This is a genomic window from Sulfitobacter sp. 1A15299 (assembly GCF_043556915.1).
GTDB lineage: Bacteria > Pseudomonadota > Alphaproteobacteria > Rhodobacterales > Rhodobacteraceae > Sulfitobacter.
In genome coordinates, this window is sequence record NZ_JBIFFJ010000049.1 from 1 (window position 1) to 11,380 (window position 11,380).

Annotated in this window: 12 protein-coding genes and 1 pseudogene; 8 read left to right on the forward strand and 5 right to left on the reverse strand. The window is 63.5% G+C overall.

From position 1 onward, the window contains the following. Positions 1-75: 75 nt before the first annotated feature. Together ACGYK7_RS18400 and ACGYK7_RS18405 are read right to left on the reverse strand one after the other, a co-directional pair. Positions 76-885 (reverse strand): annotated as a pseudogene (locus ACGYK7_RS18400) (carboxylate-amine ligase); the annotation flags it as partial. 54 nt (positions 886-939) lie between these two features. Further along, complete coding sequence (locus tag ACGYK7_RS18405) at positions 940-2,439, reverse strand: CoA-acylating methylmalonate-semialdehyde dehydrogenase (protein WP_394403853.1); 1,500 nt, start codon at positions 2,437-2,439, stop codon at positions 940-942. 108 nt (positions 2,440-2,547) lie between these two features. Here ACGYK7_RS18405 and ACGYK7_RS18410 point away from each other — a divergent pair, with 108 nt between their 5' ends. From ACGYK7_RS18410 to coaD, 3 genes are all read left to right on the forward strand, one after another. Next, the gene (locus ACGYK7_RS18410; protein WP_394403854.1) at positions 2,548-3,468 is read left to right on the forward strand and encodes a LysR family transcriptional regulator; all 921 of its coding nucleotides are present in this window, start codon (positions 2,548-2,550) and stop codon (positions 3,466-3,468) included. Positions 3,469-3,529: 61 nt separating this feature from the next. Further along, a complete protein-coding gene (locus ACGYK7_RS18415; RefSeq protein ID WP_394403855.1) occupies positions 3,530-3,964 on the forward strand; it encodes a CBS domain-containing protein in 435 nt (144 codons plus the stop codon). Positions 3,965-4,088: 124 nt separating this feature from the next. Next, on the forward strand, positions 4,089-4,586 hold the full coding sequence (coaD, locus tag ACGYK7_RS18420) for a pantetheine-phosphate adenylyltransferase (RefSeq protein WP_394403856.1): 498 nt from the start codon (positions 4,089-4,091) through the stop codon (positions 4,584-4,586). Between the two features lie 136 nt (positions 4,587-4,722). On the opposite strand, the gene ACGYK7_RS18425 is transcribed toward coaD, so the two are convergent. Both ACGYK7_RS18425 and gap read right to left on the reverse strand, forming a co-directional pair. Continuing rightward, a complete protein-coding gene (locus ACGYK7_RS18425) occupies positions 4,723-4,866 on the reverse strand; it encodes a hypothetical protein (protein ID WP_394403857.1) in 144 nt (47 codons plus the stop codon). A gap of 59 nt (positions 4,867-4,925) precedes the next feature. Further along, positions 4,926-5,927 (reverse strand): type I glyceraldehyde-3-phosphate dehydrogenase, encoded by a 1,002-nt coding sequence (gene gap, locus ACGYK7_RS18430; protein ID WP_394403858.1) that lies wholly within the window; start codon positions 5,925-5,927, stop codon positions 4,926-4,928. Between the two features lie 218 nt (positions 5,928-6,145). Between gap and ACGYK7_RS18435 the strand changes: the two genes are divergently transcribed. Then, complete coding sequence (locus ACGYK7_RS18435) at positions 6,146-7,120, forward strand: DUF808 domain-containing protein (protein ID WP_394403859.1); 975 nt, start codon at positions 6,146-6,148, stop codon at positions 7,118-7,120. Between the two features lie 79 nt (positions 7,121-7,199). On the opposite strand, the gene tkt is transcribed toward ACGYK7_RS18435, so the two are convergent. Beyond that, positions 7,200-9,215, reverse strand: a complete 2,016-nt coding sequence (gene tkt, locus ACGYK7_RS18440) for a transketolase (RefSeq protein WP_394403860.1) — start codon at positions 9,213-9,215, stop codon at positions 7,200-7,202. A 339-nt stretch (positions 9,216-9,554) separates the two neighbouring features. On the opposite strand from tkt, the gene ACGYK7_RS18445 reads away from it, so the two are divergent. The 4 genes from ACGYK7_RS18445 to ACGYK7_RS18460 form a co-directional block, all read left to right on the forward strand. Next, on the forward strand, positions 9,555-10,124 hold the full coding sequence (locus ACGYK7_RS18445; protein ID WP_394403861.1) for a hypothetical protein: 570 nt from the start codon (positions 9,555-9,557) through the stop codon (positions 10,122-10,124). Next, complete coding sequence (locus ACGYK7_RS18450; RefSeq protein WP_168613525.1) at positions 10,124-10,516, forward strand: cell division protein ZapA; 393 nt, start codon at positions 10,124-10,126, stop codon at positions 10,514-10,516. Before ACGYK7_RS18445 ends, ACGYK7_RS18450 begins: the two co-directional genes overlap by 1 nt. Next, the gene (locus ACGYK7_RS18455; protein ID WP_394403862.1) at positions 10,513-10,848 is read left to right on the forward strand and encodes an MliC family protein; all 336 of its coding nucleotides are present in this window, start codon (positions 10,513-10,515) and stop codon (positions 10,846-10,848) included. Before ACGYK7_RS18450 ends, ACGYK7_RS18455 begins: the two co-directional genes overlap by 4 nt. 179 nt (positions 10,849-11,027) lie before the next feature. Beyond that, on the forward strand, positions 11,028-11,380 hold a 353-nt coding region (locus ACGYK7_RS18460; RefSeq protein ID WP_394403863.1), incomplete at its 3' end, for an RpiB/LacA/LacB family sugar-phosphate isomerase.

Consider the following 11,380-nt stretch of genomic DNA (forward strand, 5'->3'; position numbering starts at 1 on the left):
TCACGGCTTATATCCATGAGGCCAACATACCGGACCTCGTTCGCCACTGGAGAGCGACCGCCGCAATCACACCATGTCGTATTTGCGCCAGCTGAGGTTGCCGTCACGCAGGCGCAGCAGCATCCGGCAGAGTGCCTGCGTCAGCCCGGCAAGGCCCAGCGTATGCGACAGCCGCGGCTGCACGTCGAAGATTCGCGTCTCCAGCGTGGGGTAGTGGACCGAAGGCCGCAGATCCCACCAGACCTTTGAGGTGTCGGCGATGATGCCGAGGTCGACCAGCGTGCCGGTGGTCCGCTCGTAGGCCGCCCAGCTGTCGAACTGCGGCGGCAGGCCGGTGCGGGGCATGTTGTCCATCACCGACATGCGATAGGAGGCGAGCCCCGTGTCCTCGCCCTGCCAGAAGGGGGAGGAGGCAGAAAGCGCCAGCATATGCGGCAGGAAATAGGACAGCTGCGGCATCAGGTCGATGCGCAGGTCGTCACTGTCGATGCCGACATGCACATGCATGCCGCAGATCAGCATCCGGCGCGCGATGTCCTCCAACTCGGATTCAAGCTGCGAATAGCGTTGTTTCTCGGTCGTGCCTTGGGTTTTCCAATCCGAGAAGGGATGGCAGGCGACGGCGATGGGGGCAAGGCCGTGGTTCCCCGCCAGCCGGGCGATGGTGGCGCGCAGGTGGCGCAGGTCGTCGCGGGCCTCGGCCACGGTCTTGCAGGGCTTTGTCCCGATCTCGATCTGGCATTGCAGGAACTCGGGGCTGACCTGATCGCCCAACTCCTTGCGGCACGCCTCCATCAGCGCTTCGGGGGCGTCGGCCAGAGCCAGTGAATCCGCGTCGACCAGAAGATATTCTTCTTCGATTCCGATGGTGAATTCTTTTTGCATGGCTCTGACCTTTGGCAGGGGCCGACCGCCACATTGGGCGACCGGCGGGATGGATCACTCCATCACGGGGATGGAGAACTCGCCACCCTCCTTGATGCCCGAGGGCCAGCGTGCCGTCACGGTCTTGGTGCGGGTGTAGAACTTGAACGCGTCCGGGCCGTGCTGGTTCAGATCGCCGAAGACGGATTTCTTCCAGCCGCCGAAAGTGTGATAGGCGAGCGGTACCGGGATCGGCACGTTCACGCCGACCATGCCGATGTTGATGCGGTTGGCGAAGTCGCGCGCGGCATCACCGTCGCGGGTGAAGATCGCAGTGCCGTTGCCGTATTCATGGTCCATCGCAAGGCCAAGCGCCTCTTCGTAGTCCTTGGCGCGGACGCAGGTCAGTACGGGGCCGAAGATTTCCTGCTTGTAGATGTCCATGTCCTTGGTGGCGCGGTCAAACAGATGCGGCCCGACGAAATAGCCGTTCTCGTAGCCCTGCAGTTTGAAGTCGCGCCCGTCGACGACAAGCTCCGCACCCTGATCGATGCCGGTCTGGACCAGACGTTCGATGTTGGCCTTGGCGGCGGCGGTGACCACGGGGCCGTAGTCCACGTCGTTGCCCGCGGTGTAGGGGCCGACTTTCAGCTTTTCGATGCGCGGCACCAGCTTTTCGATCAGGCGGTCGGCGGTTTCCTCGCCCACCGGCACGGCGACGGAGATCGCCATGCAGCGTTCGCCCGCGGCACCGTAGCCCGCACCCACCAGCGCGTCGGCGGCCTGGTCGAGGTCGGCGTCGGGCATGATGATCATGTGGTTCTTGGCACCGCCGAAGCACTGCACGCGTTTGCCGTTGGCGCAGCCGGTGGCATAGATGTACTCGGCGATCGGGGTCGAGCCGACGAAGCCGATGGACTGGATCACGTCATGGTGCAGGATCGCGTCGACCGCTTCCTTGTCACCGTTGACGACCTGAATGATGCCCTTGGGCAGACCGGCCTCTTCCAGCAGTTCGGCCAGCATCAGCGGGACGGAGGGGTCACGCTCGGACGGCTTCAGGATGAAGGCGTTGCCGCAGGCGATAGCGGGGGCGAACATCCACATCGGGATCATGGCCGGGAAGTTGAACGGCGTGATGCCCGCGGTGACGCCCAGAGGCTGGCGCATGGAGTACATGTCGATGCCCGGGCCCGCGCTGTCGGTGAAATCACCCTTCAGCAGTTCCGGCGCGCCGATGCAGTATTCCACCACTTCGAGGCCGCGCTGCACGTCACCGGCGGCGTCGGGCAGGGTCTTGCCGTGCTCGCGGCTCAGCGCCTCGGCCAGTTTGTCCATGTCGCGGTTCAGCAGGGCCACGAACTTCATCAGCACGCGGGCGCGGCGCTGCGGGTTGGTGGCGGCCCATGCGGGTTGTGCGGCCTGCGCGTGTTCCACGGCCTTGTTCAGCTCGTCGCCATTGGCGAGCGGCACCTTGGCCTGCACTTCGCCGGTGGCGGGGTTCATCACGTCGGCAAAGCGCCCGGAGGTGCCCTTGACGTGTTCGCCGTTCAGGTAATGCGTCATCTCTTGCATGATCGGTCTCCTCTATGGTTGGCGGCACGATAGCCTTGCAAAAAGAACCGGAACAGAGGAAGGATGGCAAAACCGTCTTGCATTTTTGCAAAGCGTGAGGGCAGATGGATGGATCAGAATTGGGACGACCTGCGGCTGTTTCTGGCGGTCGCGAGAGAGGAAAGCCTGTCTGGCGCGGGCAAGCTGCTGCGGCTTGATCCCGCAACGCTGGGCCGCCGCATGGCGCGGTTGGAAAAGGCGTTGCAGACCGTGCTCTTCGTGAAATCCCCTCAGGGCTATATGTTGACCGAAGCGGGGCGGGATCTGATGCAGCGGGCAGAGCGGGCCGAACAGGCGATGCGCGCGGCCACCGCCGGGGTGCAGGTGCAAAGCGATCAGCTATCGGGACAGATCCGTGTCGGTGCGCCCGATGGGGCGGCGAACTATCTGCTGCCACAGGTCTGTGCGGCGATTGCCGAGAAAAACCCTGATCTGGACGTGCAGATCATCGCATTGCCGCGCGTCTTCAACCTGTCCCGGCGCGAGGCGGATATGGCCATCGGGGTGAGCGCGCCCACGGCGGGGCGGTTGGTGGTGCAGAAAGTGACGGACTACCATCTCCATCTTGCCGCCGCCGAAAGCTATCTGGCGCAGCATCCTGAGGTGACCGCCGTGGGCGATCTGCAAGGGCACCGGATGGTGGGCTATATCCCCGATATGATCTTTGACCGTGAGTTGGATTATCTCGCCGACCTTGGCATCAGCCGGGTAGCGCTGGCGTCGAATTCCGTATCCGTACAGGTGCGAATGATCCAGCAGGGCGGGGGGATCGGGGTCGCGCATGACTTCTCGCTCGCCGCGACACAGGGGGTGCGGCGCATCCTCACCGATGCCGTGAGCCTCAAACGCGCCTTTTATCTGATCCGCCACGCCGATGACCGGCGCAACGCCCGATTGGCGGCCTTTGCCGAGGCGCTGGCCACCGGGCTGCGGGCCGAGACCGCGCGGCTGGAGGCGCTGGCCTCGGGGCGGGCTGCGCCAAAAGCTTGACAGAAAAGGATTTCGCGGTGACGCTGAAGGTGACTTAGCCCTGTACCCAAGGAGGCGCCAGATGCTCGTATCGCAGATTCTCAAGACCAAGCCCGATGATAAGGTGGTGACGGCCCAACCCGGATTGGCGATCTCCGAGGCGGCGGCGATGCTGGCCGAGAAACGGATCGGGACGCTGGTGATTTCGGCCGATGGCAAAACGCCGGATGGGATTCTCTCCGAGCGCGACATCGTGCGCGAGTTGGGCCGCGCGGGGGCGGGCTGTCTGGAACAGGCGGCCGAAACTCTCATGACCCGCAAACTGGTGACCTGCAGCCGCGACGACCGGTCCGATGCGGTGCTGCAAAAGATGACCGATGGTCGCTTCCGCCATATGCCGGTGCTGGAGGACGGCGAGTTGGTGGGACTGATCTCCCTCGGCGATGTGGTCAAGGCGCAATTGCAAGAGCTGTCGATGGAGAAACAGGCCCTCGAAGGCATGATCATGGGGCACTGATGCGGCATCAAAACTGTGGTTCCCGCCGGCTGACGGCGGGGCACTGCTACCGCTAACCGACTTGCGCTTGGGGCGGTGAAATGGTTGGCTGTGCCGCAACGCAGCAGTTACGCAGGACAATTACATGCGCATAGCCCTTTACCCCGGTACGTTCGACCCGATCACGCTGGGGCATATCGACATCATCCGCCGCGCGGCCCGCATGGTCGACCGGCTGGTGATCGGCGTGGCCATCAACCGCGACAAGGGGCCGTTGTTCACCCTCGAAGAACGGGTCGCCCTGATCGAAGCAGAATGCGCGCAATTGGCCGAGGAGACCGGCGTCGAGATCGTGGTGCATCCTTTCGAAAACCTACTGATCGACTGTGCCCGCGACGTGGGCGCCCAGACCATCGTGCGCGGTCTGCGCGCCGTGTCCGATTTCGAATATGAGTTCCAGATGGTCGGCATGAACCGGCAGTTGGACGATTCCATCGAAACGGTCTTCTTGATGGCCGAGGCCACCCATCAGGCGATCGCCAGCAAATTGGTGAAAGAGATCGCGCGGTTGGATGGGGATGTCAGCAAATTCGTGACGCCGGCGGTGAATAAGGTGCTGATTGAGCGGTTTTCGCAGGGGTAGCGTTTGGAGTGGCGAGTGGGCCGTGTGCGGCGCGGTTCTGCGAGGTATTTTTAAAAGGATGAAGGGGAGGGGCGTGGCGCTTGATTGGCGGCCGCGTCTTTTTTTTGGGCTGCTGTGGAGGGTGGCGATTGGGGGGTTACCGCCAGAAGGCCATCCATTCGATCAGTGCAAAGAGTTTCTTGCCGAGATAGATCATGTGGTCGGCCCCATAGAAAGAGAGGTCGACGGCCATCGCCCCGGCGATGACGAGGGCCAGCATGATGGCGATGGGATTGGTCATGGTGCGGCTCCGGCCGGGGAATGGCCTGATATTACAGGCACATTCCCGCCGCGCAAGCCTCAGCCCAGTTTGCCCATGGCGACGGCCACATCGGCCATCCGCACCGAAAAGGCCCATTCGTTGTCATACCAGCCCAGCACCCGCACGGTGCGGCCGGCGACGACGATGGTTTGGTCGGGGGCGAAGATGCAGCTTTCCTCGGTATGGTTGAAGTCGATGCTGACCTTCTGCTCGGGGTCGTAGGCCAGCACGCGTTTCATCGGGCCATCAGCGGCGGCGCGGGCGGCGGCGTTGATTTCCTCTACGGTGACGTCGCGGCTGGCCTGAAAGGTGAGGTCCACGGCCGAGACATTGGGCGTGGGCACGCGCATGGCGGTGCCGTCGAGTTTGCCTTTCAGCGCGGGCAGCACCTCGCCCAGGGCCTTGGCGGCGCCGGTGGAGGTGGGGATTAGCGCCATGGCGGCGGCGCGGGCGCGGTAGAGGTCGTTGTGGCGGCGGTCGAGCGTCGGCTGGTCGCCGGTGTAGCTGTGGATCGTGGTCATCAGGCCGCTTTCGATGCCCACGGCCTCGTGCATCACCTTGGCCAGCGGGGCGAGGCAGTTGGTGGTGCAGGACCCGTTGGAGATCATCCGATCCGAGGCTTCGAGCTGGTCGTCGTTGACGCCGTAGACGATTGTCTTGTCGACGTTCTTGCCGGGCGCTGAGAGCAACACGCGTTTGGCGCCGTTCTCGAGGTGGACGTTTGCCTTGTTGCCATCGTTGAACTTGCCGGTGCATTCCAGCACCACGTCGCAGCCGGACCAGTCGAGCTCTTCGAGGTTGTAGGTCGACATCATCTCAATGTCGTTCTGGCCGAGGTTCATGTAGCCGTCGTCGATCTGAACCTCGCCCGGGAAGCGGCCATGGACGGAATCGTATTTGATGAGATGCGCCGCGGTGCTGAGCGGGCCGGTGGCGTTGACCTTGATCACTTCGATATCATCGCGCCCCGAGGCCGCGATATGGCTGAGCGTGCAGCGGCCGATGCGGCCAAATCCGTTGATGCCAACTTTGATGGTCATGGTGCATTCCTTGTCTCGGGCCGCGCGAAGGGGGGCCGTATGTCGGGGTCGCGGGTTCTATATCCGGCACGGGCGGTCAGGGGAAAGGGGCAAAACCAAATGATTTCCACATGTTAGCGTTAAACTTCCATGTTAGCGGTAAAGGTGGCAGCGGCTTCGGACTTGCCAGATGGGCTGCACATGCTACTTCGGATGCAGCACGCAAAAAGGGGCATGGAATGAGCGGTTTACTGGCACTTGTGGATGACGTGGCGGCCATTGCCAAGGTTGCAGCGGCGAGCGTGGATGACGTGATCGGGCAGGCGGCCAAGGCGGGCTCCAAGGCGGCGGGCGCGGTGATTGACGATGCTGCCGTGACGCCGAAATATCTACACGGGTTCAAGGCCGAGCGTGAATTGCCGGTGATCTGGCGGATCACCAAGGGATCGTTGCGCAACAAGCTGGTCTATTTGCTGCCCGTGGGTCTGCTTTTGGCGAATTTCGCGCCCTGGGCGATCCCGCCGCTATTGATGCTGGGCGGGGCTTACCTGTGTTTCGAGGGGGCCGAGAAGGTCGCCCATGCGCTTGGTTGGGGGCATGGGCATGAGGATTATCCCGATAAGGGGAAGGTGGTCGAAGACCCTGCGCAGCTGGAAGAGAAGAAGGCCGCGGGCGCGATCAAGACTGACTTTATCCTGTCGGCAGAGATCATGACCATTGCCCTTTCTGCGATCCCGGAGAGCAACTTTTGGATGGAGGCGGCGACGCTTGCGGCGGTGGCGATCATGATCACCGTGGCGGTCTATGGCTCCGTCGCCCTGATCGTCAAAATGGACGATGTGGGTCTGGTGATGGCGAACAAGGGGCGATTTGGCCTAACGCGGAGCGTTGGCCGGGCGTTAGTGCGCGGGATGCCGGGGTTCTTGAAGCTGCTCACCATCGTCGGCACGGCGGCCATGCTTTGGGTCGGCGGGTCGATCATCATTCACGGGCTAGAGCAGATGGGCTTTGCCGCCCCCTATAAGTGGATCCACGACATTGCCGTGACCGTCGGTCACGCGGTTCCGGCCCAGTTCGAGGGGGCGGTTGAATGGATCACCACGGCGGGGATCGACGGGCTCTTTGGTTTGGCGCTTGGTCTGGTGCTGATCCCGATCGGAGAGAAGATCGTGACCCCAATCTGGCGCAAGGTGTTTCATAAGGCAGCCGTTTAAGTACGACCTTATCTAGCAAATGAAAAAGGGGGGCGACGGATGAACCGTCGCCCCCTTTTTGTATTGTATGATCCGCAGATCAGAGCAGCGCTTTGGCCTTCTCTGCCACGTTCTCTGCGGTGAAGCCGAAGCGCTCGAAGAGTTCTTCCGCCGGGGCGGAGGCGCCGAAACGGTCCATGCCGACGAAATCCGCCTTGCCGTATTTCCCACGTTCGCCAAAGAGCCACTGGTCCCAGCCCTGACGGGCGCCAGCCTCGATCCCGACGCGCACGGCGCCACCGGGCAGCACGCGCTTGCGGTAGGCTTCGTCCTGCGCGGCGAAGAGTTCCATGCAGGGCATGGAGACGACGCGGGTGCCGATGCATTCGGCTTGGAGCAACTCGCGCGCGGCCAGTGCGACATGCACCTCAGAGCCGGTGGCGATCAGGATCACCTGACGTTTGCCCTCGGCATCGGCCAGAACATAGGCGCCTTTTTCGGTGAGGTTGTTGTTTTTGTGCTCCAGACGCACGGTGGGCAGGCCCTGACGGGTTAGCGACAGAACCGATGGCGTGGTTTTCGCGGTGAAGGCGATTTCCCAAGCCTCTGCCGTCTCCACCGCGTCGGCGGGGCGGAAGACATAGGTGTTCGGCGTGGCACGGCTGATCGCCAGATGCTCGATCGGCTGGTGGGTCGGGCCATCTTCGCCAAGGCCGATGCTGTCATGGGTCATGACGAAGGCCGTGGGAATTTGCATCAGGGCCGCCAGACGCATCGCGGGGCGCGCATAGTCGGTGAAGCACATGAAGGTGCCGCCATAGGGGCGCAGACCGCCGTGCAGCGCCATGCCGTTCATCGCCGCCGCCATACCATGTTCGCGAATGCCCCAGTAGACATAGCGCCCGCCGCGGTTGTCGGTGTCGAAGATGCCGAGATCGCTGGTCTTGGTGTTGTTCGAACCGGTCAGGTCTGCCGAGCCGCCAACGGTTTCCGGCAGGATCGGGTTCAGCACTTCGAGGGCTTTCTCGCTCGCCGCGCGGGTCGCCATCTTGGGCGCGCCTTCGGTGATCTGCTTCTTGAAGGCCTTGACCGTCGCGCTCATCTTTTTCGGCGCGTCGAGGGCGAAGGCGCGGTTGAAGGTCTCACGCTTGGCGCGGGGCAGTTTGTCGAAACGCTCTTCCCAGTCGCGGCGGGCGTCGGCGCCGCGTTTGCCGATCTCTTCCCAAGCGGATTTCACGTCAGCGGGTACTTCGAAGGGGCCGGTGGTCCAGCCGTAAGCCTTTTTGGCCTCGGCCATCTGGTCGGCGTCGGTCAACGCGCCGTGGCCTTTCGAGGTGTCCTGCGCCGCGTGGCCCAAAGCAATATGGGTTTTGCAGGCGATCATCGTGGGCAGGTCGGAGGCTTTCGCCTCGGTCAGGGCCGCGTCGATCTCATCGGGGTTGTGGCCGTCGATCTCGATCACATGCCACTGTGCGGCTTTGAAGCGCGCGACCTGATCGCTGTTGTCCGACAGGGTGACGGGGCCGTCAATGGTGATGTTGTTGTTGTCCCACATCACGATGAGCTTGCTGAGCTTATGACGACCCGCCAGCGTGATTGCCTCCTGGCTCACGCCTTCCATCAAGCAGCCGTCGCCAGCGATGACATAGGTGTAATGGTCCACGACCTTCGCACCGTATTGCGCGCGCAGCATCTCTTCGGCCATGGCGAAACCGACGGAGTTGGCGATGCCTTGACCCAGCGGGCCGGTGGTGGTCTCAATCGCATCGGCGAGGAAGTTCTCCGGATGGCCCGCGGTGCGCGCGCCCATCTGGCGGAAGTTCTTCAACTCTTCGATGGGAAATTGCTCATAGCCCGTCAGGTGCAGCAGCGAGTAAAGCAGCATGGAACCGTGGCCCGCCGACAGAATGAAGCGGTCGCGGTCGGGCCAAAGCGGGTTGGACGCGTCGAACTTTAGGTGCTTTTCGAAAAGGACGGTGGCGACATCGGCCATGCCCATCGGCATGCCGGAGTGGCCGGAATTGGCGGCGGCCACGGCATCGAGGGTCAGCGCGCGAATGGCGGTGGCCTTGGACCAGTGGTCGGGGTTTGCGCTTGCGAGGGCTGTCAGATCCACGGGGGCTTCCTTTGGGGCTGTGGCAGATTGGGCCTGTGCATACCAGCGATCGGGCAAAGTTCAAGCACAACTCGGGTGCGCGGGCGGGGGCCGGGGCGGCCCCCGGCGCGGGCGGGCGCGGACTTGGCGGCCCAAGTTGCTGAAACGAAAGGGGGGGCGCAATTTAGGCGCGCTTTGGCTAGGATTGCGAAAACCGGCTGATACGGGCGATTCGCCCGCGTGACATTGGGCGGGGCGCGCGCTATCTGCGGGACGGGCCGCCGCAACAGGGCGCAGCCCGGGGCACGGCAGGCGAAAACGCCGCCGAAAGAGCAGGACGAGTGAGGAGAATTCATGCGGATGAGTGAACTTGAAGACTATCAGCGCCGCATCACGGCCGCGATGGACCAGATGGCCAAGGGGGTGGATCGGCTCAGCGCCGCGCCCGCAGAGCCGGATGAGGATATCGTGCAGGCCTTGGAAGAGGAGCGGCAAGCCAACGCTCAGCTGTCCGACCGGATCAAGACGCTGAAGGAAAGCCATCAGAGCGAGTTGGACGACCTGCGCGCGCAGATGGACTTCAACAACGACCGGGTGACCCAGCTTGATATGGACGTGCAGCGCCTGCGTCAGGCGAATGAGCAGCTATCGGCGGCCTGCGAGCAGCTTCGGCTGGCCAATGCCGAGGGGCTGGCCGACCCCAAGCTGATCGACACTGCCGTGATTGCCGAATTGGAGAGCCTGCGCGCCAACCGCGCGATCGAAATGGCCGAGATCGACGCGGTATTGACCGCGCTGGCCCCCTTGGTCGAAGAGGGCGAGCCCGAAGGTGAAGCCGCCGCAGAGGGCAGCGCCGAAACGCCCGCGACCCATAAGGCGGCGCAAAACAACAGCACCGAAGAAGAACCCAAGTCAGGAGGGGCCGACTGATGCCCGAGGTACGGATCACCATTGGCGGCCGCCATTTCGAGGTCGCCTGTCAGGAAGGTGAGGAAAGCTATCTGCAATCCGCCGCCAAGATGCTGGACGACGAAGCCCGCGTGCTGAGCGATCAGGTGGGCCGTATGCCCGAGGCCCGGATGCTGCTGATGGCGGGCCTGCTTCTGGCCGACAAGACCGCAAGCGTCGAGGACCGCATCGCCGAGCTGCGCGCGGAATTGGCCGAGCGTGAGGCCGAACTCACCAGCCTGCGCAACGTCAAGGTCGAACCTGAGCGGATCGAAGTGCCCGTGGTGCCGCAGGGGGTCAAAGACACCCTTGCCGAAATCGCCGCCCGGGCCGAGGCGCTGGCCGCCGAGATCGAGGAGAAGGCGGGCAAATGAGCATGGGCATCAGGGCAGCGATCTGCGCGCTGCTTTGGGCCGCGCCCGTAGGCGCCGAAACCACCGCGGTCTCGTATCTTTGCGAGCGCGGAGTCTCGGTGCCGGTGGTCTATGTGCCCGGTGCCGACCCTGCCGTGGCGGTGCTTTATGTCGAGGGCCGGTTGATCCAGTTGCGCAGCTTGCCATCCGCCTCGGGCGCGCGCTATGGCTGGCCTTCGGACGGAGCCGCCTATGAGTGGTGGGAACATCAGGGCCGTGCAAGCCTGTCTTGGCGGGCAGGGGCCGATGGCGAAGTGACCCCCATTTACACTGACTGTTTACCGCAAGATTGAAGGGGCGGGATTGCGGCGCAGGCTGCAATATGCTCTGGGGGGCGCGAAAAGCGCCCCTCCGGGGCTTCCCCCTTCTGCACCCCTCCGGGGCTTCTTCCCTCTGCGCCCCTCCCGGGGCTTCTCCCCTCTGCGCCCCTCCGGGGCGACCCTCCATGACGTAACAATCAGGACGCCTTCCAATGACAACAAAACCCCGTATCATCATTTCGAGTGACCACGCCGACATCGCCCTGCGCCAAGACATCGCGCGCCATGTGGCCGAACGCGGGTACACGGTCGAAGACATCGGCCCCGCCACGGCGGAAAGCACCGATTACCCCAAACATGGCGAAGCCGCCGCACGGCGCATTGCGGCGGGAGAGTTCGATCTGGGCATTCTGATCTGTGGCACGGGGCAGGGCATCATGATGGCGGCCAACAAGGTCAAAGGCATCCGCTGCGGCGTGTGCAGCGACACCTTCTCGGCCAAGATGATCCGGGCGCATAATGACGCGAATATGCTGTCGATGGGCGCGCGGGTGATCGGCGGCGG